The following is a 23,558-nucleotide window of genomic DNA, read 5'->3' on the forward strand; positions in this document are numbered from 1 at the left end:
TATTTAAGATATGCCGTTTGAATCGATTATGAGCCATGCATCGATTAAACGGTTAAACGCTTTAATCGATGCCGCCTATCCACATCTACGCCGATATTGCCCCGACTCGGCCGCTGAGTCCCGCGCGCCTTGAAGACGGGCGAGAGTGGCTCCAGCGTTCACACCCGGTTACGACGACTGGCCTTCTCATTCTCGTGCAACGCATTTAGACGAGCAATGAAAAGGCCAGCGCCCGAGAACAAGAAAACCGTATCCCGCGCGGAGTGGAGAAAATCACTTACTCAGCTTCGAATGCCGCCGCGAATAGCCAAAATAAATAACCATCCCAACCAGCAACCAAACCACAAACGCAATCCAGGTAACCGCCTGAAGATTAACCATCAAAAACAGACACGCGGCCACCGCCAAAACCGGCACAACCGGCACCCCGGGACACCGAAACGCCCTCGGCAAATCCGGATGCGTCTTCCGCAAAACCAGCACTGCAATCGACACCATCGAAAACGCTGCCAACGTACCGATATTGATCAGCTCGGCCAACACATTCAACGGCACGAGCGCGCCGATCAACCCGAAGAAAATCCCAACAAGCCAGGTAGTAAAAAACGGCGTAGCAAACCTCGGATGCACTCGCGAAAGCCTCGCCGGCAACAGCCCATCCCGCGACATCGCGAAAATCACCCGCGTTTGCCCGTAAGCCATCACGAGAATCACCGTCAGCATGCCCAGCACGGCGCCAAGGTCGATAAACCCCGCGACCCACTTCTGACCAGCCACCTGCAACGCATACGACACCGGATGCGAAATGTTCGCGAACTGCGCCGACGGCACGATGCCGGTCACCACGGCGGCCACCGCCACATACAACACCGCGCAGACGCCCAACGACGCAATGATCCCGATGGGCAGATCGCGCTTCGGATCTTTCACCTCTTCCGCCGCGGACGATACCGAATCGAATCCGATAAACGCGAAGAACATCACCGCCGCCGCGCCGAACACGCCGTTCCAGCCGTTCGGCATGAACGGATGCCAATTGGCCGGCGTCACGTGGAACACGCCCACGCCAATCACCAGCAACACCACGACGACCTTGATCGCGACCATGATGTTGTTGATCCGCGTTGACTCGCGCACGCCGACCGACAACAGCGCGGTGATCGCCATCATCACGAGGAAGGCGGGCAGGTTAAAGAGCGTGTCATGACCGGGCAACGCGCCCGGCGCGGCCGTCAGCGCCACCGGCAACGACATGCCGAAGCCCGACAGCAAGGATTGCAGATAACCCGACCATCCCACCGATACCGCGGAGGTGGCCAGCCCATACTCGAGCATCAAGTCCCAGCCGATGATCCACGCGGCCAGTTCGCCGAGCGTCGCATACGAATAGGTGTAGATCGACCCGGCCACCGGAATCGTCGACGCGAATTCGGCGTAGGCCAGGGCGGCAAAGCCGCAGGCGACCGCGGCGATCAGGAACGAGATCATCAGAGCCGGACCGGCCTGCACGGCGCCCGTGCCGGTCAGCACGAAAATGCCGGTGCCGATAATGGCGCCGACGCCGAGAAAGGTCAGATCGAGCGCACCGAGCGCTTTCTTGAGACCGGCGTTCTGGGCACTCGCGGCGATCATGTGCTCGACGCTCTTCTTGCGAAACAGGGACATTGGCGGGGTCTCCAGTAGTGCACGCGTGTTGCGCGCCGAATGTTGGAAAACCCGCGATTTTAACGGATGCACGCCTTGCACCATGTTGGGACGTGCTTTTAGCGGCGGGATGCAGAGGCCGAAAATCCCTGTTCGACGTGACTCGGGGGCACTCCCGTCCGAGGCGGGCCAGGCAACGCCCGCAAAGGTTTTCGCTCGATGCGCAGCCAACCAGGCGAGAAGCGCCCTCTTGCAAATGAGTGCCGGCAGGAGCGAGTTGTTCAGCGACCCAGCGACCCAGCGACCCAGCGACCTAACGCCGCGTTGACGTCTAGCGGCTGTCAGCCCGCCATCGCCGGATTCAGATCAATGAGCCGGTTGCTCATCACATAGAACGTCAGCTCGGCGTTATTGCGCAGCTTCATTTTCTCGAGCAGCCGGGTGCGGTACACGCTGACCGTTTTCACCGACAGCGAGAGGGCCACGGCAATATCCGTCAGCCGCTTGCCCGACGCGAGCATGCACAGCGTCTGATATTCGCGGTCGGAGAGCTTTTCGTGCGGCAACTGTTCGCCGTCGAAGGAAACGTAGTCGGCGAGCGCCTCGGCCATCGCCGGGCTCACGTATTTGCGGCCCGCCGCGACCTGTTTGATCGCGCTGATCATCTGCGCGGCGTCGACGGTTTTCGACAGGTAGCCGGCGGCGCCCGCCTTCAGGGCGCGCACGGCATATTGGTCCTCGCGGTACATCGAGAACATCAGCACGGCCGCGCGCGGCGCCTTGCGCTTCATGCGCTTGAGCACTTCGACGCCGTTCATGTCGGGCAGCGAAATGTCCAGCAGCACCACGTCGTAGGCGTGCCGGGCAGCGGCGTCGAGCGCTTCGGCGCCGCTTTGCGCTTCGGTGACTTCGCGCGCCACGCCGCGATCGAGCAGCAACTGGCGGACGCCCTGGCGAACCACCGCGTGGTCGTCGGCGAGCAGAATGCGCAGGCTCATGATGGCGTGCTCACGATTGCAGCGCGTGCCGGGCCGCGCGCGGCGCGTGCTCCAGCATTGCGTCCCAGGCAAAACGCGCGCGCACGAGGGTGCCGCGCGACGCCTTGCCGTTCTCGTTGTTCTCGCCGCGCTCAGAACCGGCGCGCCGGGCGCTCATGCGCAGTGTCCCGTCGAAAGCCGCGCAGCGCGCCTGCATGCCGCTCAGGCCGAAATGGCCAGGACGGCTGCGGGTGTTGCGCGTGACGCCGACACCGTCGTCGCTAATGAGCAGCGTGAGGTGACGGCGGCTGGTTTCGATCCGCACGTCGGCGGATTCGGCGCGCGCGTGCTTGGCGATATTGTTCAGCGCTTCCTGCGCGACGCGGAACACGGCCAGTGCGGCGTCCGCCGGCAGACGCGTGAGGCGCACGTCGGCGGCGCACACAAAGCTCGTGCGCAGTTGCGTGCGTGCGGCGAAGTCGCCGGTCCAGAGCGCCAGCGCGCCGACAATGCCGGCTTCGAGCGACGGCGCATGCAGTTCCGCGACAGCCTGGCGGCTAGCCTCGCACACCGCGTCGAGCGACCGGTTCGCCACGGCAAGCGCGGCGGCGCACTGCGGCGGCGCGTCGGCGGGCAGCCAGGTTTCGACGCCGGCGAGCGCGAAACGCGTCGCCGTCAGTTCGGCGCCCACGCCATCGTGCAACTCACGCGCCACATGGCGGCAAGCGGCTTCCTGCGCCTGAACCAGCTCGGCCGAGAGTTCGCGCACCCGGGCGCGCAGCCGCGCAAGTTCCCGATCGGCCGGCGAGGTCAGCGCAGCCGGCTCAGCCGCGCCGCACGCGTCGAATCCGTCACGTGCCGGTGACGAAGCAAGAGGGGCGGTGAACCGGACGACAGTCGACGTATCCATGACTTTCCCTGTCAGGAAACGCTGTGGACAGCGAAGGGGATGCGCATGAGCGGCGCGAAGACGAAAGAACGCATGTGGGTCTCTAGCCTCCAGGTGCAGGCCGTCGCGCTTAGGACGCAACGGATGAATCGCTACAGTGTGACGTAACGAAATTTACATTCAGTAACATGGCGCACGGGCCACGACAGGCAGGACAATTCGACTGATGATGCGCCGCGATGATATCTCATTAAAAGAAAAAATGCAGTCGCGCCAAGGGTTAGCGCCCACATTTCACGCAACGGTCGATGAATTGCAACGCGTGTTTTGTAGGAAGAATACCGACGCCGAATGTCAGTCCGGCGACGCCGAATTGTAACTGGGCAAAAAAAAGGAGCCCATAGGCTCCTTTTGCTGATTTCGCGGCGGCGGGCCGCGAAGATCGCAACGTGACTCAGCCGACGAAGGCCTTTTCGACCACGTAGTGACCCGGCGAGTTGTTGCTGCCTTCCTGGAAGCCAGCGTCGTCGAGCAGCTTGCGCGTGTCGCGCAGCATGTGTGGGCTGCCGCAGAGCATCACGCGGTCGTTTTCAAGCGAAAAGCCCGGCACGCCGAGGTCGGCGAACAGCTTTTCGGTTTCGATCAGTTCGGTGATACGGCCACGGTTCTGGAACGCTTCGCGCGTGACGGTCGGGTAGTACAGCAGCTTTTCCTGAACCAGCTCGCCCAGATGCTCGTGCGCCGGCAAGTGATCCGTGATGTATTCCTTGTACGCCAGCTCGTCGACGAAACGGCAAGTGTGCGTGAGCACCACGCGCTCGTAGCGCTCGTAAATGTCCGGATCTTTAATGATCGACATGAACGGCGCGAGGCCCGTGCCGGTGGACAACAGCCACAACGTCTTACCCGGCAGCAGGTTGTCGGCCATCAGCGTGCCGACCGGCTTCTTGCCGATCAGCACTTCGTCGCCGACCTTCAGATGCTGCAAACGCGACGTGAGCGGGCCGTCCTGCACCTTGATGCTCAGGAATTCGAGGTGCTCTTCGTAGTTCGCGCTCGCGAGGCTGTAGGCGCGGATCAGCGGCTTGCCGTCGACTTCGAGGCCCACCATCGTGAACTGGCCGTTTTCGAAACGGAACCCCGGGTCGCGCGTGCAGGTGAAGCTGAAAAGCGTATCGGTCCAGTGATGGACGCTCAGGACGGTTTGTGAATTCAGGTTGCTCATGGCTTCTTGGATAGTGCGAAAACAAGGGCGGCCAGTCGTTTTGAGCCGGCCGGCACGGCAAGGGCGATGCTGCGCTCACCCATACGGGAATCACGCGCAATCCGCTATTTTACCGCGCCCGCTGCCTGGGGGCTGCGGCGCGGCGGTTGAGCGTGGTCATGCGGGTTACCGGACCTGGAAGCGTCGGCGCCGGCTGTCGTTGCGATCGGCGCCGCGGAATACGTTGGCGTGGTGCGGCTACGCGCTTCAGCAGGGGTGCGGCGATGGGCGAATGCCGCGCAGGGTGGCTGCCATCGGTTGTCCGGGATGCGCCGGGTAGGCGCGCCGCGCGGGCAACATTTTCAGGATGATACCGAAACCCGCCATGCGCTGCAGCATTGACCCTGCTGATAAAACTGGCAAAAAGGGCGAGGGATGGAGAGAAAAAGCTTCGCGGTGTGTCCGTGAGGAAGTTTTTATCGGTCAACTGCGACGGCGCCGTGTTGGTACACAAATGCGATGCGATGGCCGTCAGGTACGCCGGGATCCCAGTTGAAGCCGGGGTTTGGGCGTTTGCCGTTTTGATTACTCCGAGGCGCGGCAAAGGAAAGCAAATCAGCGGCGAGCTCTGAGCCGTCACCCCGCCGCGTCAAATGATCATTCAAGCCGCGTGATTCGGCCGGTCACGCCGGAGCCGCGACCCGCTTTTTCCCTCGTTGTCTCAGCACGCGAGCCTGCAGCACGATCACCAGCAGCAGGAACACGCCGCGAATCACTGACTGCCAGTACGCCGACAAGCTGATAAACCCTAGCCCGTTTTCGAAGTTCAGCAGGTTGAACACCAGACCGAGCAACAACACGCCGGCAATCGTCATCGCGATCGAACCTTCGCCGCCCGTCAGCAGCGTGCCGCCGAGCACCACCGCCGAGATCGCGAACAGCTCCCAGCCGACGCCTTCGTTAGGTTGTCCCGCGCCGAATTGCGCGGCGAGGATCACGCCCGCCATCCCGGCGAGCAGGCCGCTCACCGCATACGCCGTCACCAGCGTGCGGTCGACGTTCAGACCCATCAGCCGCGCTGCTTCCTCGCTGCCGCCGATAGCCAGCGAGTGCCGCCCGAAGCGCGTGCTACGCAGCGCCAGCCAGCCGGCCAGCGCCGCCACCACCGCGACGATGCCCGGAATCGGCAGTCCGAACAGATCGCCTTGGCCGAAGTTGCCGAAGTTCGACTCGGCGGCAATCGACACCGCATCGTTCTTGCCGAGCAGCAGCGCGACGCCGTGCGCGCCGAGGCTCGTAGCGAGCGTGACGATAAACGGCAGGATTTTCAGGCGCGTGATGATTAGTCCGTTGAGCACGCCGACCGCGAGTCCCGCTGCGCATCCCGCCAGCACGGCAACCCAGCCGCCATGGACACTGGTCAGCGCGGCGACGACGCTTGCCAGCGCGGCGACCGTACCCACCGACAGGTCGATGCCGCCCGTAATGATCACGAACGCCATGCCGACCGAGATGAGCGCGAACATCGAGTTGTAGCGCCAGAACGACGTGATGTTGTACGCCGAGCCGAAATGCTCGTAGCGCACGAGGCCGAACACGACGAGCGCGGCCAGTGCGAGCAGGATAGGAAGATTCTTTTTCATCGCTTGGAGTCCGGAATGTTCTCTGAGGCGCGCGAGTTAGCGAGACTTAGCGCGAGCGCCGCTGCACATACACCGCCGCGACGATGATGCCGGCCTTCACCACCAGCGCCGCCGCGTCGGGGATGCCGTGCGCGAGCAGCGTGTAGCGCAGCAACTGGATGATCAGCGCGCCGATCAGCGTGCCGCCGATATACGCCTTGCCGCCCGTCAGCGCCGTGCCGCCGACGGCGACCGCGGCAATCGCATCGAGTTCGACGCCGAGTCCGACCACGTTCGCATCCGAGGATGAATTCACGGAGATCGAGATCAGCCCTGCGAGTCCCGCGAGCGCCGCGCAGAGCGTGTAGGCGACCAGCTTCACGGTGGCCGTCGGCACGCCGCATAGATAGGCGGCTTTTTCGTTGCCACCGGTGATCAGCAGGTACTGGCCGAACAGCGTTTTGCGCACGACCCACGCGAACAGGACGACCAGTGCCAGCATCAGCAGCACCTGAAAGGGCACGCCCGCGACCTTGCCGAGCGCGATCCACTGAAAGGCGGGCGTGTTGAACGCCTGCAGGCTGCCGTCGGTGACGACCTGCGCGATGCCGCGTCCGGCGATGAACAGCACCAACGTCGCGACAATCGGCTGCACGGATAACCTCGTGACGAGCAAGCCGTTGAAGACGCCGCACAGCGCGGCGGCGAGTACCGGCAGCACGAACGCGAGCGCGATGCCGCCGGGGCCGGGAATGTTCAGAAACAGCATCGGCGCGAGCGCACCAGAGATCGCCATCGACGCGCCCACCGACAGATCGATGCCGCCCGTCGCCACCACCAGCGTCATGCCGATGCCGACGATCACGATCGTCACCACCTGCGTCATGTTGACGTTGAAGGTTTGCAGCGACCAGAAGTGCGGCGTGAAGATGAGATTGAACAGCACCATCGCGAGCAGCACGATGACTTCGCGCTGCATGGCGAGATGGCGCCATTTACGCACCGTGGTTGCCGGGGAGGCGGGCAAAGCGGCCGTTGTCTGCTGGGCGGTTTCGCCGAGCGGCGGCTCGGTGTGCAACGATTCGGTGTGCAACTTAAGCGCCATGACGGTCGTCCTCCAACGCGTCTTCGATGTGTGCGGCGTTTGCCGTTTGCGCGGCTTCCGCGAGTTGCGAATGGCCGTCGCTGCCGTAGGCGATGGCGTCCATGATCGAGGTCTCGCTCATGTCGGCGCCATTCAGTTCGGCGACCGTGCGGCCGTCGCGGATCACCACCGCGCGGTCGGCCACGGCGGTCAGCTCTTCGAGTTCGGAGGCGGACAGCAGCACGGCGAGGCCCGCGTCGCGCAGCTCGCGCACGATCTTCGCCACATCGGCTTTGGCGCCGACGTCGATGCCGCGCGTCGGTTCGTCGAGCAGCAGCAGGGAAGGCTCGGCGGCCAGCCAGCGCGCCAGCAGAACTTTCTGCTGATTGCCGCCCGACAGTTCGCGGATCGGCTGATCGGCGGAACGCAGCTTGATACCGAGCGACAGAATAAAGCGATCGACAATGGCCTGCTGTTTCTTCACGTCGACCACGCCATTCCTGGTCAGCGTGCGCAGACAGACCAGCGTGAGGTTGTCGCGCACCGAGAGTTCGGGGACGATGCCCTCAGCCTTGCGGTCTTCGGTGAGATAGGCGAGACCGCGCGAGATTGCGTCCTGCGGCGATTTCAGCGCCACTGTCTCGCCGTCGATCGAGAGCGAACCTTGCTCCAGCGGATCTGCGCCGAACATCAGCCGCATGGTTTCGGTGCGGCCCGAGCCGAGCAGGCCCGCGAGACCCACGGCTTCTCCGGCGTGCACTTCGAGTGAAACGTCGCTCACCTTAGGGTGCGCGCTCAGTTGCGTGGCCGCGATCATCTGCTTGCCGCGTCGCACGAGGTTTGCTTCGCGTGCTTCGGCGTCGTCCTGCACGACGGCGGCGAGTGTGCGGCCGAGCATCGTCGTGACGAGTTGCAGTTTGTCCATGTCCGCCATCGTGCTTTGCGCGACCGTCTCGCCGTCGCGCATCACGGTAACGCGGTCGCACAGCGCGTAGAGTTCGTCGAGCCGGTGCGATACGAAGATCACCGCGCGACCGTCGTCGCGCAGCTTGCGCACCACGGTGAACAGCAGCTCCACTTCGCGTTCGTCGAGCGATGAAGTGGACTCGTCCATGATGACCATCTTCGCGTCCGACGACACCGCGCGTGCGAGCGCGACCATCTGCTGAATCGCGGTCGAATAGCGGCCGACGGGTTTCTTCACATCGATCTGCAAACCGAACGATTCGAGCAGCGCGGCGGCGCGTTGCTGCACCGCGCGCCAGTCGATCAAGCCGAAGCGGCGCGGCTCACGGCCAAGGAAAATGTTTTCCGCCACCGAGCGGAACGGCACCAGGTTGATCTCCTGATAGATCGTGCTGATGCCGGCTTCGCGCGCCTGCTTGGGCGTGCGGAAATCGACTTCGCGGCCTTCGAAGCGCACGCTGCCCGAGCCGCGTCGATACGCGCCGGTCAGGATCTTGATCATGGTCGATTTGCCCGCGCCGTTCTGGCCGATCAGTGCATGCACTTCGCCGGCGGCGACGCTCAGATTGGCGCTGCGCAACGCGGGTACGCCGCCGAAGCTGATGCCGATGTCCTGCATCTCGAGCAGCGGCGAACGCGTAAGGGGGGAGTGTGGCGTCTCTTTGCCGGATTCCGTCACGGATGTCCTCCTGATGCAGGTGCTGCCTGATTTGCCGCGTGCAGCGCTTTGCGCTGCACGTGCGAGCCGGTGTGGCCCTCGTTCGGGCTCTTGTGCGGGCAGTGTTGGCGAACCATGTTACGCCGCATAAAAGCGAAGCGACGGTTCGTGCTGCCACGAACGCGTCGCTCCGAACCCTTCCCGTCGCCCGCCCCCCGAGGAGACAGATTCGGGGCGGGGACGTCCTGCGAGGCAATCCCCCGATTCCGATGCATCTAACGGACTTGCTTCGGGGCGGGGGACTTCCTTCGTGGCGCCGCCGGAGCGCGTGGACGCTCCGTCAAAGCATGGCGCTCAAACTTCGCAACTGCGCGTACAACTCCGCTTCGTGATCAATAGCCGTCCTGCATGTTCTGCTGCACGTTGCTCTTGTCGTAGAACTTGTCGGAGACCTTAACCCACGTCGGGATCTTTTCGCCCTTCGCGTAACGCTGCGCGACGTCGCACGCGAGCGGGCCGAAGAACGGGCTCGACTGCACGCTCGCGCCGAGTTCGCCGGCCGCGATCGCGTCCATGCCGCCCTTGGTGCCGTCGATCGTAACGATCTGGATATCCTTGCCCGGCTGCTTGCCAGCGGCCTTGATCGCGGCGATCGCGCCGAGCGCCATTTCGTCGTTGTGCGCGTAGACGGCGGTCACGTCCGGATGCGCCTGCAACAGTGTTTCCATGACCTGGCGGCCCTTGTCGCGCGCGAAGTCGCCGCTTTGCGACGCGATGATCGTCATGCCCGGGTTCTTCGCGATGATTTCGTCGAAGCCCTTCTTGCGATCGTTCGCGGCGGACGCGCCGGTGGTGCCTTCGAGTTCGATGATCTTCGCCTTGCCGCCCGTCGCCTTGACGAGCCAGTCAGCAGCGCGATGGCCCTGATCGATGAAGTCCGAGCCGATGAAAGTGATGTAGTCGCGGCCCGCCTTGGCGACCGATTGATCGACATTACGGTCGACCAGGATCACCGGAATGCCGGCCTTTTTAGCTTGCAGCACGACCGGCGCAAGCGGCTTTTCTTCGCGCGGAGGGAACACCAGCAGATCGACGTGCTGCGCGATCATGTTCTGGATGTCCGACACCTGCTTGGAGTTCGAGCTGTTGGCGTCGGTCATGACCAACTGCCAGCCGCACTTGGCGGCAATGTCCTTGAAGCTCTTGGTTTCCGCCAGACGCCACGGATTGTTGCTTTCGGTCTGCGCGAAGCCGACCTTCAGCGGAGTCTTGCTGGGCAACTTCGGCAGCGCGTCGTCGGCGTGCGCGGTGGCGACGCCGAAACCGATTGCCAGAGCCAGCAGCGAACCCGCCAGCGGACGAATCTGCTGCTTGCGCGCGTGTCTGCGCGACTGCGTGTTGAGCGACGCCATGTCTTCCTCCAGTACCTGGTGAGGTAGGTGTATTTGCTTTTAATTTCTTCTGCCGGTCGACGTTGATCCGCCCTACCGGACGTGCCGATTATTTCATCCAGAATTATTATCGGTCAATCACTAATAATATTAATTATTGGCTTTTTCGCCTCGGTAATTACCCTGACCGAGCCGCGTTCGACCAGCGGACCGTCCAGTTTCACCATGCGGTGCCGAACCGGCGCGCCGGCGGCACGATTGTGTTCTTCCTGCAGCAAGGTCTCGACGGCCCAGCGTCCCAGTTCGTAGTTCGGCAGCACCACGGTCGAGAGCGGCGGATGCGTGTGGCGGGCGATTTCCTGGTCGTCGTAACCGAGCACCGAGACGTCTTCGGGCACGCGCATGCCGAGTTGCTTCAACGCTTCGATCGCGCCGATGGCGGTGAGGTCGTTGGCGCAGAAAATCGCGGTCGGCGGACTGGGTTCGCGCATCAGCGAAAGCGTCAGTTCGAAGCCGAGGCCCGAACTCCAGTCGCCGTCGCGCACCATTTCCGGCGCGTAGGGCAGATCGGCGGTCGCAAGCGCGGTGCGGTAGCCTTTGAGGCGATCCTTCGACGCGTCCTGCCAGGGCTCGCCGTTGATATAACCAATGCGACGATGGCCGGACTGCAGCAGATAGTCGGTCGCCAGATGGCCGCCGGCCACTTCGGCGGGCACCACCGACGAGAACCCGCTTTCGCCCGTATAGCAGTTCAGCAGCACGGTCGGCACCTGCGACAGCGTCGCCGGCGGCGTCACCTTGCGCGTGTAGACGGTCGCGTAGATCACGCCGAACACATGCGGATTGGACAGCGTGGTGTCCAGCACCTGTTTCTCGATGTCGGCGTTGCCGTGCGTGGAATAGACCGCCAGCATCTTGCCGCTTGCGTACGCTGCATCGCGCGCGCCGTCGATGTTCACGACCGGATGCGGACTGGTGGAAATCTCGTCGGCGAGATAGACGATCAGATTGCGTTCATCGGCGGAGGCCGATACCGGCTCGCGCAGCGAGAGCCGGTAGCCGAGATCGTGCGCGGCCTTCAGTACCTTGTTGCGGGTAGTCTCCGAGAACTTCGCGCCGGTCGCGTTGTTCAGCACCAGCGAGACAGTCGATTGCGACACGCCGGTGAGCTTGGCGATGTCGGTCATGGTCGGACGGCGTTGAGTCGATTTTTTCATTGTGCGGGCCGCGCTGCGGCGGCGCTAAAACTGGGGCATGCCGTGGGCATCCTGGTGCCTGACGGTACCACTAATAATATGCGCGCGGCAACGCGCGGTAACCCGTCATTTGGGCGGTTCACATTGCCCTCTGCACCATGCTCATCCGACAAGTTTATTACTAATAATATTGACGATTATGCTTTGGCGTGCGATTCTCGGTCGCGCGGATCGTGACAGTCCGCCGGCCGCGCGCTGTGCGCGGCACGTTCCAGGAGACGCCAATGCGTGTTCATGCCGCCATCCGCCCGAGGCACTGCCTTTTCTGATCATGCGCGACGTTTCCTTGCATTCGATCCGGCCATCGGCGACCGGACTCATGTGGCTCGACGATCCCGCGGTCGTGGCCACGGTCGTCACGCTTTCGGCCGGCGCGCTGCGTGTCGTGATCGCGCCCGAAGTGGGCGGCGCGCTGGCGGCCTTCTACGAAACGACGCCTGACGGTCCATTGCACTGGTTGCGGCCGGCCTCGGCAGCGGCGTTCGCTGAGCGCGATCCGCTGCGCATGGCGAGCTTTCCGCTGTTTCCCTACTGCAACCGGATTCGCGACGCGCGTTTCGAATTCGACGGCCGCACGATCGATCTCGCCGGCAACGACACGCGTTTCGCCCACGCGCTGCATGGCAACGCGTGGCGGCATCCGTGGCAGGTGGGGGCGCGTACCGAAAGCTCGGTGGAACTGCACTTCGAACACGAACCGGATGCGCGCATACCCGGCGACTGGCCGTTTCGCTATCGCGCGCGGCAGCGAATCGAGTTGAGCGGCGGCGCCTTGCGCATCACGTTAGCCGCGCAAAACCTCGCCGATCAGCCGATGCCGTTCGGCATGGGACATCACCCGTACTATCCGCGCACCGCGCAGACTCGCGTGTACGCCGAGGTGAAAGCCATGTGGCACGCCGACGCCGACGTGTTGCCGACGCATCTCGGGGCGCATCCCGCTGTGGAAGCGTTGCGCGAAGGCATGTCGCCGGACGCGTTCGGTCTCGACAACAACTTCGCGAACTGGTCGCGCGAGGCGACCATTGCGTGGCCCGACGAACACCGTCGACTAACGATGACCGCCGACGCTCCGTTCGATCACATGGTGATCTTCGCGCCCGCCGACGACCCGCAACTGTGCGTGGAACCCGTGACGAACACCACGGACTGCTTCAACGCGGTCGGCGCGCGTGAGCACGTGGGCGGCTATGTATTGCAGCCGGGCGAGCAGATCGCCGCGACGGTGAAATGGACGCCGCACAAGGACTAACGCGCGGCGCGTGCGCTCAGGTTCGCGTCTATTCGACTCGCAAGCGCGCCATATACGGCAAGTGATCCGAGAGCCACGCGGTCTCCTGCGTCGGCTGGATCCATTCGATCGGCTTCATGCCGCGGACGAACATTTTGTCGAGCGCGAGCGCGGGCGAGAAGGCCGGAAAAGTGCGGCCCGACTCGCCGAGCAGCGTGGCCACTTCCTGCAAACCATGTTCGCCGAAGAGCGGCACGGAATCGTTGCGCCAGTCGTTGAAGTCGCCGGCGAGCACCAGCGGACCTTCGGGCGCTTCCTTCGCGATCCAGTGCGCGATCCAGTTCATCTGACGCAAGCGGGCTGAGCGTGTAAGCGCAAGATGCGCGCACAGCAGCGTGACCGAGTGACCACCGAAGGTCGCGCGCGCCACCAGCAGACCGCGCTTTTCAAAGCGATGCGCGGAAATGTCCCAACGTCCGCCGAGATCCAGTGGATGCGGCGACAAAATCGCATTGCCATGCCGCCACGACGGTTTGAAAACGTTTGGTCCGAGCGCGATTTCGAGTTCGAGCGCCCGCGCGATTTCAGTGGCCTGACAATGCCAGACATCGCTCAACGGATCGGCGAGCGGCGAGCCGAAACTGCTCGCCAATACCGGCGACGGCATGCGCCGCGCCATCGCTTCTTGTAAAAAATAGGCGTCCGCATGGGTCGATTGCACCCAGCGTTGCATGGCTTGCCAGGCCTGAAAGCCGAGCGGCGTGCGGCCTTTATGCAGGTTCCAGCTCACCGCAACGAAATCTTTGGGCGCTACGCTCTCGCGGATCAATTCTTCGGGGTTTCGCATGCCGCGTTGTCCACGTGTTCTGGTTGGGGGCGTCGGTTAGCCGCGTGCTGTTTGCGTGTTCGCTTGCGTGTGCTTTGCATCAGTTCGATCAGTTTGCCGAGGTTGCGCTGTCCGCGAGACTTGCACGTACGCGGTAGACCAGGTTCGGGTCTTTGTCGACGATGGTCCACGTGGCCCATTGCCCCGGCGCCACCCTCAGACCCGGATGGCTCGCGCTGACCTGGCGCGGTTGCGGCGGCAGCTTGCAGCCGGTGTCGGTTTGCCGCGCGGCGTTTTCCTCGAATGTTTCCTGTGCGTCGATCGACATGGTGACGCCGCTCGCATCCGCCTGCAGCGGCGAGACGGTCAGCGTGCGCGCCAGATCGATACTGCCGGCCGGCTGATCCTTGCAGCCGACGCTATGCTGCACCATCTTGTGATGCGTGTCCGTGCGCGCCTGGCCCACGGTGGTGGTGCCGTCGAACGCGTCGATTTGCTGGCCGTCGCGCATGACCTGCAACTGCCATTGCACGACCTGCTGCGCCGGCCGTTGTGGCGTGCTTTGCGGTGCGCTCTGTGATGCGCTCTGTTGTGCATTCGCAAGCAACGAAGTGCCGAGCAACACGGCCACGATACTGGTTTTCCACATAGAAGCATTCTCCGGTCACGAGATCCGGCCGAGTAATCAGAAGGCCATCTTACCCCTGATGGACGTAACGCCTTTCTGACACGTCAAACGGGGCCGGGTTCAGCAACAATCCATTTCAGGTAAGGCCGGCAATCACCAAAAACAACCCGCTGTTAGCAGCAGAGTCGCGAGACTGCTGGCTTGCACGCGAATATGTCGTCGCTACACTGGACTTGAAACGGCGCCATACAGGGAGCCGCAGCAGCAAGACCAGCCAGACGGGGTGAGCGATGACAACAGCAATGGTCAAACAAGAAATCGCCGTGGCGTCTTTCAGCAGGGTGTACGACCTCGATCAGGTCGAGACCGCGCTGAACGATCTCGGTGAAGGCGCGAACGAGGCACTGCGCGCAACCTACGAAAAGATGCTGAAGACCGGCAATCTGCGCTTTTGCGTGAAGCCGAACCGCATGCCGTCGATCGACGATCTGATCGACGCGCTGCCCAACTTTTCCGCGCCACTCGACGACATTCGCAAGCAGGTCGCCTTATGTCTCGAGACCGAAGACCGGCTCGAACTGATGCCGATCCTCCTGCTCGGCGACCCCGGTATCGGCAAGACTCACTTCGCCAAGCAGTTGGCGCGCCTGCTCGGCACCTCCTATCAATACGTGGCGATGAGTTCGCTGACGGCGGGCTGGATTCTGTCGGGCGCTTCTTCCCAATGGAAGAACGCGAAGCCGGGCAAGGTGTTCGATGCGCTCGTGAACGGCAGTTACGCGAACCCGGTGATCGCCGTCGACGAAATCGACAAGGCCACCGGCGATTCGCAATACGATCCGCTCGGTGCGTTGTATGCGCTGCTGGAGCACGACACGGCGCAGACCTTCATCGACGAGTTCGCCGAGATTCCGATCAACGCTGGGCATGTGATCTGGATCGCGACGGCGAACGACGAGCGCTCGATTCCCGAGCCGATCCTGAACCGGATGAACGTGTATGAGATCCCGCCGCCGGATCGCGACGGCGCGCGCCGCATCGCCCAGGCGATCTACGACGAGATCCGCAGCGCGCACAACTGGGGCCTGCGCTTTCCCGAGGTGCTGGGCGACGACGCGCTCGACGCGCTGATGCGGGCGTCGCCGCGTGAAATGCGCCGCGCGATTCTCAACGGCTTCGGCGCGGCGCGGATCGATGGTCGGGATCATGTCGAAGCGGGCGACATTCGCCTCGACCACGGAAACCGGCGAAAACCCATCGGTTTCTGAACATTTTTGCCAATTTTTCGCAGCAAAGCCGCCTTCGGGCGGCTTTTTTATGGCCAAAGGCAGGAATCTGCGCTCGAAATGCAATGAATGTCGCGGCAATTATTGCTATTAATAAGATGCAACCCGACAGTGCCTCCCATTCGTCCCACATACGAAGAAGCGAGCGCCGCGATCCCCGACGGCGTACACTAATTAAGTCCGGCCACTACGTTTGAGACCCGCACAAGACCGCATGCCCGCAGCCATTACCGACTGCGGGCATTTGTGTCTGTAAGGCGTCGTACAATTTTGCGTAGCGGTGGCGAATGGACAGGTGCGTTCGGCAGCGAGCGGTGTAAGGCACGCGAAAGCCGCACCTTGTCTTCATCTTGATCGGGTGAACGAGGTAGCGCGCGGCGACGTTGGCCGCGTCAAGGGACATGGACCAAATCGAATGTGTAGTGATCGGCGCCGGCGTGATCGGGCTCGCGGTGGCGCGCGCACTGGCGGCGCGGGGCCGCGACGTCATCGTGCTGGAAGCCGCCGAAGCAATCGGCGTGGGCACCAGCTCGCGCAACAGCGAAGTGATTCACGCGGGCATCTACTATCCGCGTGGCTCGCTCAAAGCCGCGCTTTGCGTGCGCGGCCGCGAGATGCTCTACGACTACTGCGTCGAGCGCAACGTGCCGCATTCACGCTGCGGCAAATTGCTAGTGGCCACTTCACGCAATCAGATTCCTCAGCTCGAAAGCATCATGGCCAAAGGCCGCGACAACGGTGTGCTCGACCTCATGCGAATCACCGGCGACCAGGCGCAAGCGCTCGAACCCGCGCTCGAATGTGTCGAGGCGGTGTTCTCGCCGCAGACGGGTATCGTCGATAGTCATCAATTCATGCTGGCGCTGCAGGGTGACGCCGAACGCGACGGCGCAGTGTGTGCGTTTCACGCGCCGGTCAAAGCGATCGAAGCGAGCAACGGCCGCTTCATCATCAACGTGGGCGGCGGCGCCCCGACCACGATCAGCGCAGCGTGCGTGATCAACAGCGCCGGTTTGCAGGCGAACGCACTGGCGCGCAGAATCCGCGGACTCGACGCGCGGCATGTGCCGCCGCTCTATCTCGCGCGCGGCAACTACTTCAGCATCTCGGGGCGCGCGCCGTTCAGCCGCCTGATTTATCCAATGCCGAACGAGGCCGGACTCGGCGTGCATCTGACCATCGACCTCGGCGGCCAGGCGCGTTTCGGTCCCGATGTCGAATGGGTCGATGCGATCAACTACGACGTCGATCCGCGTCGCGCGGAATCGTTTTATGCGGCGATTCGCGCCTACTGGCCCGCGCTTCCCGACGATGCATTGCAGCCCGCGTATGCGGGGATTCGTCCGAAGCTTTCCGGTCCCGGCGAACCCGCTGCCGACTTCGTGATTCAAGGTCCGGCTGCGCACGGTGTGCGTGGACTCGTCAATCTGTTCGGTATCGAGTCGCCAGGATTGACAGCGTCGCTCGCCATCGCGCAGCGAGTGTGCGAGTTGAGCGGACGCGCGTGATTGGCAGCGACGATCTCGCTGCGAGCGCGCGGTTCGCGCATCGCGCGCTTCACCGCGAGCGCTCACTTCGTCTGCGATCGATTCGCATTCCGCGCGACATTCAGCCGCGCGGTCGTACCAATTCGCTTATCTCTATCATTTGGACCGTCACGCGCGACGGCTTCATTGCTATCCTTGGGGACCGCTGTCACCAGAACGGCGATCAGTTCAATATAAATGGAGTGAGTCCCCATGAAACCTTCCCGTCGTACATTCTTGATCACCAGCATTGGTGTGGCATCAAGCTTCGCGCTGTCGCGCCAGGCGTTCGCCGACGCACCGAAAGTTTCCGAAACCGATCCGACCGCGCAAGCACTCGGCTACAAGGAAGACGCCGCGAAAGTGGACAAGGCGAAGTTCGCCAAATACGCAGCAGGTCAGGACTGCGGCAACTGCAGCTTCTACCAGGGCAAGCCAACTGACGCCTATGCCGGCTGCCCGATGTTCGCCGGCAAGCAGGTCGCGAGCAAGGGTTGGTGCAGCGCATATAACAAGAAGGCCTGATTACCCATCAGCCGCACGCGCACTTCGTGTTGCGCAAAATGCGCCGCAACATCACAGCGCGCATTCAAGGTCCCATCATTCAGACGTCTGCCACCTCGCGCGGCAGACGTCTTTTTGCTGCTTGAAAACCGCCTATGCGCTCTTTACACTCCAATGCGACCTCTACGGCTCGCGCTCTTTTTCTCGCTCGCGCTAACACGGCATTGCACTAAAACGACGCACTACAGGATACTTTTGGCAGGCTGGAGATCCGAATGAGACCAGCGTCAAGGAGCCTTCATACGCGAGCCGTCGTCGCGGCTGTAATCGGCAATGCACTCGAGTGGTACGACTTCACCGTGTTCGGTTTTCTGACGGTGGTGATCGCCCAGTTGTTCTTCCCGGCCGGCAACGACTATTCGTCCTTGCTCCTCGCCACCGCGACGTTCGGCGTCGCCTTCGTCATGCGGCCGATCGGCGGCATCGTACTCGGACTCTATGCGGATCGCGCGGGACGCAAAGCGGCGTTGTCGCTCGTCATCGCGCTGATGACACTCGGCATTCTGGTGCTGGCGATCGCACCGCCGTATTCGGCGATCGGCATCGGCGCGCCGTTGATGATTGTAATCGGACGTTCGCTGCAAGGCTTTTCCGCCGGCGGTGAATTCGGCAGTTCGACGGCGTTGCTGATCGAAGCGGCGCCGTTTTCCAAGCGCGGCTTTTACGGCAGTTGGCAGATGGCAAGCCAGGCGGCGGCGCTGCTGCTCGGCGCGCTGGTGGGCGCCTTGATCACGCGCGGCCTGTCGCCCGAGGCGTTGACATCCTGGGGCTGGCGCGTGCCGTTCATTCTGGGTTTGATCATCGGGCCGATCGGCATCTACATCCGCCGGCATCTCGCGGATTCGGAAGCGTTTCTGCTCGCGCAAAAAACCGCGCGGCGCGCAACGCTCGGCGAGGTCTTCAAGACTCACACCCGCGACGTGCTCTGCGGACTCGGCTCGGTGATTGCACTCACGGTGACGATTTACGTGCTGATCAGCTATCTGCCCACCTTCGCGGTCAATCAGCTGAAGTTGCCCTACGCGCAATCCTTTTACGCGGTGATCGTCGGCAATCTGCTGTTGACGGTGCTGTCGCCATTGGCCGGCGCATGGTCGGACCGGATCGGACGCAAGGGGCTGTCGCTGTGGTCGCTGGTGATTACGCTCGTGATCATCTATCCGCTGTTCGCGTGGCTCGCGGCGGAGCCGAGCGTGTCGAAACTGATTCTCGTGCAGGCGCTGCTGTCGATCACGCTGTCCGGCTACTACGGACCGTTCGGCGCGCTGATCGCGGAGCTGTTTCCGGCGAACGTCCGCTCGACCGGCTTATCGCTCGCCTACAACATCGCGGTGATGGTGTTCGGCGGCTTCGGGCCGTTTGTCGTGACGTGGCTGATTGACGCCACCGGCTCGCCGCTCGCGCCGACTTACTACGTGATGGGCGGACTGGCGTTGTCGATCGTCGCGGTGGCCTGCATTCCGGGCAAGCGCCACGCGGATCTCGACGCGCATCGCAAGCCGGCCTGAACGGCGGCGCGGTTTAAGTCAGGCGCTGATGCCGGTGCCCAGTTCTCTGAGTCACTTCGCCACGACACATTGTTTCGCCGCCGCCAGTTGCTTCGTCTAGTTGCGCGCCTGTATCAACGGCGGCCGTTTGTCGAACCACGGCCGTGCCATTTCGAGTTGCGCGGCCAGACGCAGAAGCGTCGCATCACCGCCGACGCGCGCCGCGAATTGCACGCCGATCGGCAGCCCGCGCGCATTCCAGTAGAGCGGCACCGACATGGCCGGCTGGCCGCTCAGGTTGAACAGTTCAGTACAACCGGCCCACGTAAACGCCTTGTCCGACGCTTCCGACAGCACCTTCTTCAACAGTGCTTCGAGCGGCATGGTGGTGACGGCGCGCATCTGCATCCGCTCCGCCGAAGTGGGCTGCATCTCGCCGATCTTGATCGGCGGCGCGGCAAGCGTGGCGCACAGAATCACGTCGTAGCGATTCAGCAGATCGGTGAGCCGTTCGGTGATGCGACGCTGTTCTTCCAGCGCGGCGGGCAGGCCGCGTTCGCCGAGCTTGCGGCCCACATGCGCCATCGTCCACGTCGAAATTTCGAACTCGGCGCGCAGCGGTTTGCGGCCGCTAATGCGCTCGGCGTTCAACACCAGGTCTTCTGCCGTGACGGACCAGAGCGTGAGGAACGCATGACGAACCGCCGCGAAGTCAATGCCGAGCGATACCGGTTCGATGTTATGGCCGAGCGAACTGGCAAGTTGCGCGGCATCGTCAAGCGCGGCGCGCGCGTCGGCGGAAAGCGACGGCGCCAGCATCGGCTCGGTGACGTACGCAATATTCAGCGGCTTGCACGTCTCGCGGCTCGCGCCCAGAAACGTGCCCGGCGCGCCGAGCGGCCGGTCGACATTGCCGCCAAGCAGATCGAGCAGCAACGCACTGTCGCGCACGCTGCGCGACACCGCATGATCGACGCCGAGTTCGCCGGCTGCCACCACCGCGCTCGCACGCGGCACGCGTCCGCGCGATGGTTTGAGCCCGAAAAGTCCGCAGCACGACGCGGGAATGCGGATCGACCCGCCGCCGTCCGACGCATGCGCGAGCGGCACGATACCCGCGGCAACCGCCGCCGCCGCGCCGCCGCTCGAGCCGCCAGGCGTATGGTCGAGATTCCACGGATTGCGGCATGCGCCGAACAGTTCGGGCTCCGTATAAGGCATCTGTCCAAGTTCCGACGTGCTGGTCTTGGCGAAGATGTTGAGGCCGGCCGCTTTCGCCAGCGCGACCACGGGCGCGTCTTCGGCGGGAATGAAATGACGGTAGTGGCGGCTGCCCATGGCCATGCGCAGTCCGGCGACCGGCGCGCCGAGGTCTTTGATCAGATAAGGCACGCCGGCCAGCGCGGTTTGCGCGCTGACGCCATCGGCGTTGTCTGCGCCGTTCACCCGGCTCGCGTCGTCGCGCGAAGCGCGTTGACGGGCTGCATCGTAGTCCTTCAGGACAATCGCATTGATCGCGGGATTGACAGCTTCCGTGCGTGAAATCGCGATGTCGAGCAACTCGCGCGCGCTTGCTTCGCGCTTGCGTACCAGTTCGGCGAGGCCGGTGGCGTCATGGGCGAGATAGTCTGAATGCACGACGAAGGAGCCCTCGCTATCGAGTATTGAATCGGCCGGCGGTCCATGCGCACGATGAAGCACGCGGCGAATTGCCGCCGCCCGGATTGATCGCCGTACAGGGAAAGACGGCGGGCCGCAGAAATGCCGTCTCTGAGAGAGTAACTGAGTTACGCGCGCGAGTTACTTGCGCCAATGCAAAGCACCCAGAAAAAAGCGCACTGGGTGCGCGCAATCAATCGACGCGACTGGCGGCGCACACGAGCACGCCTCCAGAACCGCGCTTTACAGACGTTCGCCGAGGAACGTCAGCGTCCGGCCGTGCGCCAATGCAGCGGCGCGCTGGTTATACGACGCGCGGTCCGAACAGTTGAAGCCGTGATCGGCGTTCGGATAGATGTGGAATTCGGCGTCGGTGCGGCCGGCAAAGCGCTCCTGAATCTCACCGACAGCCGACACCGGGATATGCGCGTCGAGTTCGCCGTAGTGGAACTGCATGGGCACCTTGATCTTCGCGGCTTCGTCGAGCTGGTTCTGGATGCCGCCGCCGTAGTAGGCGACCGCGCCGTCGAGCGTGCCTTGCGCCGCGGCCAGATACGCGAGCCGGCCGCCGAAGCAAAAGCCGATTGCCGCGACCTTGCCGGTCACTTCCGGCATGGCGCGCAGTGCGGCGGCGGCTGCACCGATATCGGCCACCGCATCGTCGACCTTGAGCTTCTGCATCAGCTCGATGCCTTTCTCGCGATCGGCGCCGTCGTACGTCAATTCCACGCGCGGTTGCACGCGCCAGAACACGTCCGGTGCAAGCGCCACGTAGCCGTCTTGCGCGTACTGATCCGCGACTGAACGGATATGGCTGTTCACGCCGAAAATTTCCTGAGTGATGATGACGGCCGGTCCCTTGCCGCCTTTAGGCAACGCCAGGTAGCCGCCGAAACTGTCGTTGCCGGCGGGAATGTCGATCCATCGGGAAGTGGTGCTCATGTTGCTCTCCATTGACTCGCGCGCGGCTGCGCGAGGTCGGTCCGAGTGAAGGCCACAGGCCTGAACGCCTGAAGCGGGGCGGTCAGTTTGCCACCAAAAGAAACGCCGCGCAGCGCGGCCCCGTGAGGCGGAAATCTCGTAAGGCGATTGAAACGTTCTCGATAATTCATTTTCCCCGCGCGGGCCGGCTCGGTACATTGAAGCGTGTTGGCTCGCTCATGCGGCCGGCGCATTGACGGGAAAGGAGTCCATCATGAGTGAAGGCAGTTTTGTGACGCCGTTTGCCGAGCGGTTCGGATTGCGCGTGCCGGTGGTGCTGGCGCCGATGGCGGGCGGCGCGACGACGCCGGCGCTGGTCGCCGCGGTATCGAACGCCGGCGGTCTCGGCTTTCTGGCGTGCGCGGCGCTCTCGCCCGAGAAGATCGCGAGCGAAGTCGCGGCGATCCGCGCGCTGACGGATCGTCCGTTCGGCGTGAATCTGTTCGTGCTGGAACCGGCTGCGCCGGACGACGCGACCGTGCGTACCGCGCTCGAAGCCATCGATCCCGTGCGACACGATCTCGGTTTGCCGCCGGGCGCTCCGCTCGCACGCTACGCACCGGATTTTCGCGCGCAACTGGACATGCTGATCGAATTGCGCGTGCCGCTGGCGAGCTTCACATTCGGCTTGCTTCCGGCCGACGATGTCGCCCGGCTGCACGACGACGGTCTATATGTAATAGGCACCGCGACGCATGCCGCCGAAGCTGTGGCCTGGCGCGACGCGGGCGCCGATGCCATTGTCGCGCAAGGGGCGGAGGCGGGCGCGCATCGCGGCACCTTCATCGGCGCATTCGAAGATGCGTTGGTCGGCACGCTGGCGCTCGTACCGCAGCTCGTCGACGCGACCGGACTGCCGGTGCTCGCCGCCGGCGGCATCATGGACGGCCGCGGTATCGTCGCCGCACTCGCGCTCGGCGCGCAAGCCGCGGTGATGGGCACCGCGTTTCTCACCTGTCACGAAAGCGCGATTCCGCAGATATGGAAAACCCGCGTGCGCGCGACGTCCGACACGTCGACTTCGGTCACGCGCGCAATCACCGGCCGCCATGCGCGCGGGATACGCAATCCGTTGATGCGGCGTTTGAGCGAAGCGGCTGAAAAGATCGCGCCGTATCCGGTGCAAAACGCGTTGACGCAGGAGTTGCGGCAAACCGCGAGCCGCGCGGAAAACGGCGACTATCTCTCCCTATGGTCGGGCCAGGGCGCGCCTTTGGGCCGCCGCCGCCGCGAAGATATCGGCGCCGCCGAACTGATGGGCCAACTCGAAGACGAATGGCGCGCGGCGACCGCGCGCATCGCTGCGTTCAAACGCTGATTCGACACGATCCGGACAGCATCCGGACGTGCCTCCTTTTCAAGCACGAAGCCTATTCGGATGATTAACGGTTTAACACGCTAAAAGCTTTAGGCCGTGCAGTTAGACGAAAGCCTCACCTGGCGGAAACCCGCATGGGCTGGTGCTTTCCAGTCACTCTCTCCAGCCGGAATCGGCGCCTGTTGGATAAACGCTATTAGTGTTCATCCCACTTCCTCAAAAAAGCCCCACAAATTAATTTGATGGCCTACACTTGCGCGCAAGTACGGTTTGCCGCCTGCCACAAACAGTCCGGTAAGCGTGCTGGCCAAGTGCATGAACGATGCAACCGGCGTGGTCGTCCACGGGACTGAGCGACACG

Annotated in this window: 20 protein-coding genes; 7 read left to right on the plus strand and 13 right to left on the minus strand. The window is 63.3% G+C overall.

From position 1 onward, the window contains the following. Positions 1-273 precede the first annotated feature (273 nt). The 4 genes from B0G80_RS16730 to B0G80_RS16745 all read right to left on the minus strand — a co-directional run bounded on the left by B0G80_RS16730 (position 274) and on the right by B0G80_RS16745 (position 4,735). Positions 274-1,665, minus strand: coding sequence for an amino acid permease (locus B0G80_RS16730; RefSeq protein WP_116118697.1), 1,392 nt, complete (start codon positions 1,663-1,665; stop codon positions 274-276). 320 nt (positions 1,666-1,985) lie between these two features. Next, positions 1,986-2,642 (minus strand): response regulator transcription factor RqpR, encoded by a 657-nt coding sequence (gene rqpR / locus B0G80_RS16735; RefSeq protein WP_012431442.1) that lies wholly within the window; start codon positions 2,640-2,642, stop codon positions 1,986-1,988. A 10-nt stretch (positions 2,643-2,652) separates the two neighbouring features. Continuing rightward, positions 2,653-3,531 (minus strand): sensor histidine kinase, encoded by an 879-nt coding sequence (locus B0G80_RS16740; protein ID WP_116118698.1) that lies wholly within the window; start codon positions 3,529-3,531, stop codon positions 2,653-2,655. A gap of 433 nt (positions 3,532-3,964) precedes the next feature. Further along, positions 3,965-4,735, minus strand: coding sequence for a ferredoxin--NADP reductase (locus B0G80_RS16745; RefSeq protein ID WP_106283905.1), 771 nt, complete (start codon positions 4,733-4,735; stop codon positions 3,965-3,967). 377 nt (positions 4,736-5,112) lie between these two features. Here B0G80_RS16745 and B0G80_RS46400 point away from each other — a divergent pair, with 377 nt between their 5' ends. After that, entirely contained in the window at positions 5,113-5,346 is a 234-nt protein-coding gene (locus B0G80_RS46400; protein ID WP_116118699.1) for a hypothetical protein, read from the plus strand. Between the two features lie 51 nt (positions 5,347-5,397). On the opposite strand, the gene B0G80_RS16760 is transcribed toward B0G80_RS46400, so the two are convergent. From B0G80_RS16760 to B0G80_RS16780, 5 genes are all read right to left on the minus strand, one after another. Then, the gene (locus B0G80_RS16760) at positions 5,398-6,357 is read right to left on the minus strand and encodes an ABC transporter permease (protein ID WP_106283904.1); all 960 of its coding nucleotides are present in this window, start codon (positions 6,355-6,357) and stop codon (positions 5,398-5,400) included. 46 nt (positions 6,358-6,403) lie between these two features. Further along, positions 6,404-7,441: an ABC transporter permease gene (locus B0G80_RS16765; protein ID WP_181919966.1), complete on the minus strand. Its 1,038-nt coding sequence runs from the start codon at positions 7,439-7,441 to the stop codon at positions 6,404-6,406. Beyond that, entirely contained in the window at positions 7,431-9,005 is a 1,575-nt protein-coding gene (locus tag B0G80_RS16770) for a sugar ABC transporter ATP-binding protein (protein WP_258878966.1), read from the minus strand. Before B0G80_RS16770 ends, B0G80_RS16765 begins: the two co-directional genes overlap by 11 nt. Before the next feature lie 431 nt (positions 9,006-9,436). After that, the gene (locus B0G80_RS16775; RefSeq protein ID WP_116118701.1) at positions 9,437-10,456 is read right to left on the minus strand and encodes an ABC transporter substrate-binding protein; all 1,020 of its coding nucleotides are present in this window, start codon (positions 10,454-10,456) and stop codon (positions 9,437-9,439) included. Between the two features lie 113 nt (positions 10,457-10,569). Next, positions 10,570-11,622 carry a LacI family DNA-binding transcriptional regulator gene (locus B0G80_RS16780; protein WP_116118702.1) on the minus strand — a complete coding sequence of 351 codons (1,053 nt, stop codon included), beginning with the start codon at positions 11,620-11,622 and terminating at the stop codon, positions 10,570-10,572. Positions 11,623-11,962: 340 nt separating this feature from the next. On the opposite strand from B0G80_RS16780, the gene B0G80_RS16785 reads away from it, so the two are divergent. Further along, complete coding sequence (locus B0G80_RS16785) at positions 11,963-12,943, plus strand: aldose 1-epimerase (protein ID WP_258878895.1); 981 nt, start codon at positions 11,963-11,965, stop codon at positions 12,941-12,943. A gap of 28 nt (positions 12,944-12,971) precedes the next feature. Here the strand turns inward: B0G80_RS16785 and B0G80_RS16790 are convergent, their stop codons facing one another. Both B0G80_RS16790 and B0G80_RS16795 read right to left on the minus strand, forming a co-directional pair. Beyond that, the gene (locus tag B0G80_RS16790) at positions 12,972-13,769 is read right to left on the minus strand and encodes an endonuclease/exonuclease/phosphatase family protein (RefSeq protein ID WP_012431452.1); all 798 of its coding nucleotides are present in this window, start codon (positions 13,767-13,769) and stop codon (positions 12,972-12,974) included. Between the two features lie 88 nt (positions 13,770-13,857). Continuing rightward, positions 13,858-14,397 (minus strand): hypothetical protein, encoded by a 540-nt coding sequence (locus tag B0G80_RS16795; RefSeq protein WP_106283898.1) that lies wholly within the window; start codon positions 14,395-14,397, stop codon positions 13,858-13,860. Between the two features lie 269 nt (positions 14,398-14,666). On the opposite strand from B0G80_RS16795, the gene B0G80_RS16800 reads away from it, so the two are divergent. The 4 genes from B0G80_RS16800 (at position 14,667) to B0G80_RS16815 (ending at position 19,260) form a co-directional block, all read left to right on the plus strand. Then, entirely contained in the window at positions 14,667-15,644 is a 978-nt protein-coding gene (locus tag B0G80_RS16800) for an AAA family ATPase (protein ID WP_106283897.1), read from the plus strand. A gap of 419 nt (positions 15,645-16,063) precedes the next feature. Beyond that, positions 16,064-17,170 (plus strand): NAD(P)/FAD-dependent oxidoreductase, encoded by a 1,107-nt coding sequence (locus B0G80_RS16805; RefSeq protein WP_106283896.1) that lies wholly within the window; start codon positions 16,064-16,066, stop codon positions 17,168-17,170. A 231-nt stretch (positions 17,171-17,401) separates the two neighbouring features. Then, positions 17,402-17,713: a high-potential iron-sulfur protein gene (locus B0G80_RS16810; RefSeq protein WP_116118703.1), complete on the plus strand. Its 312-nt coding sequence runs from the start codon at positions 17,402-17,404 to the stop codon at positions 17,711-17,713. A gap of 254 nt (positions 17,714-17,967) precedes the next feature. After that, positions 17,968-19,260, plus strand: a complete 1,293-nt coding sequence (locus B0G80_RS16815) for an MFS transporter (RefSeq protein ID WP_116118704.1) — start codon at positions 17,968-17,970, stop codon at positions 19,258-19,260. A gap of 96 nt (positions 19,261-19,356) precedes the next feature. Here B0G80_RS16815 and B0G80_RS16820 read toward each other — a convergent pair whose 3' ends face one another. Both B0G80_RS16820 and B0G80_RS16825 read right to left on the minus strand, forming a co-directional pair. Then, on the minus strand, positions 19,357-20,877 hold the full coding sequence (locus B0G80_RS16820) for an amidase (RefSeq protein ID WP_116119705.1): 1,521 nt from the start codon (positions 20,875-20,877) through the stop codon (positions 19,357-19,359). 264 nt (positions 20,878-21,141) lie between these two features. After that, positions 21,142-21,840 carry a dienelactone hydrolase family protein gene (locus B0G80_RS16825; protein ID WP_116118705.1) on the minus strand — a complete coding sequence of 233 codons (699 nt, stop codon included), beginning with the start codon at positions 21,838-21,840 and terminating at the stop codon, positions 21,142-21,144. A 253-nt stretch (positions 21,841-22,093) separates the two neighbouring features. Between B0G80_RS16825 and B0G80_RS16830 the strand changes: the two genes are divergently transcribed. After that, positions 22,094-23,197, plus strand: a complete 1,104-nt coding sequence (locus B0G80_RS16830; RefSeq protein WP_116118706.1) for a nitronate monooxygenase family protein — start codon at positions 22,094-22,096, stop codon at positions 23,195-23,197. Positions 23,198-23,558: the final 361 nt, after the last annotated feature.

Origin of the sequence: Paraburkholderia sp. BL6669N2, assembly GCF_003387275.1 — a bacterium.
Taxonomy (GTDB): Bacteria; Pseudomonadota; Gammaproteobacteria; order Burkholderiales; family Burkholderiaceae; genus Paraburkholderia.

Coding starts and splice junctions, on each gene's coding strand:
- B0G80_RS16730 (WP_116118697.1), bottom strand. CDS start 1,665: ATGTCCCTGTTTCGCAAGAAGAGCGTCGAGCACATGATCGCCGCGAGT.
- rqpR (WP_012431442.1), bottom strand. CDS start 2,642: ATGAGCCTGCGCATTCTGCTCGCCGACGACCACGCGGTGGTTCGCCAG.
- B0G80_RS16740 (WP_116118698.1), bottom strand. CDS start 3,531: ATGGATACGTCGACTGTCGTCCGGTTCACCGCCCCTCTTGCTTCGTCA.
- B0G80_RS16745 (WP_106283905.1), bottom strand. CDS start 4,735: ATGAGCAACCTGAATTCACAAACCGTCCTGAGCGTCCATCACTGGACC.
- B0G80_RS16760 (WP_106283904.1), bottom strand. CDS start 6,357: ATGAAAAAGAATCTTCCTATCCTGCTCGCACTGGCCGCGCTCGTCGTG.
- B0G80_RS16765 (WP_181919966.1), bottom strand. CDS start 7,441: ATGGCGCTTAAGTTGCACACCGAATCGTTGCACACCGAGCCGCCGCTC.
- B0G80_RS16770 (WP_258878966.1), bottom strand. CDS start 9,005: ATGCAGGACATCGGCATCAGCTTCGGCGGCGTACCCGCGTTGCGCAGC.
- B0G80_RS16775 (WP_116118701.1), bottom strand. CDS start 10,456: ATGGCGTCGCTCAACACGCAGTCGCGCAGACACGCGCGCAAGCAGCAG.
- B0G80_RS16780 (WP_116118702.1), bottom strand. CDS start 11,622: ATGACCGACATCGCCAAGCTCACCGGCGTGTCGCAATCGACTGTCTCG.
- B0G80_RS16785 (WP_258878895.1), top strand. CDS start 11,963: ATGCGCGACGTTTCCTTGCATTCGATCCGGCCATCGGCGACCGGACTC.
- B0G80_RS16790 (WP_012431452.1), bottom strand. CDS start 13,769: ATGCGAAACCCCGAAGAATTGATCCGCGAGAGCGTAGCGCCCAAAGAT.
- B0G80_RS16795 (WP_106283898.1), bottom strand. CDS start 14,397: ATGTGGAAAACCAGTATCGTGGCCGTGTTGCTCGGCACTTCGTTGCTT.
- B0G80_RS16800 (WP_106283897.1), top strand. CDS start 14,667: ATGACAACAGCAATGGTCAAACAAGAAATCGCCGTGGCGTCTTTCAGC.
- B0G80_RS16805 (WP_106283896.1), top strand. CDS start 16,064: ATGGACCAAATCGAATGTGTAGTGATCGGCGCCGGCGTGATCGGGCTC.
- B0G80_RS16810 (WP_116118703.1), top strand. CDS start 17,402: ATGAAACCTTCCCGTCGTACATTCTTGATCACCAGCATTGGTGTGGCA.
- B0G80_RS16815 (WP_116118704.1), top strand. CDS start 17,968: ATGAGACCAGCGTCAAGGAGCCTTCATACGCGAGCCGTCGTCGCGGCT.
- B0G80_RS16825 (WP_116118705.1), bottom strand. CDS start 21,840: ATGAGCACCACTTCCCGATGGATCGACATTCCCGCCGGCAACGACAGT.
- B0G80_RS16830 (WP_116118706.1), top strand. CDS start 22,094: ATGAGTGAAGGCAGTTTTGTGACGCCGTTTGCCGAGCGGTTCGGATTG.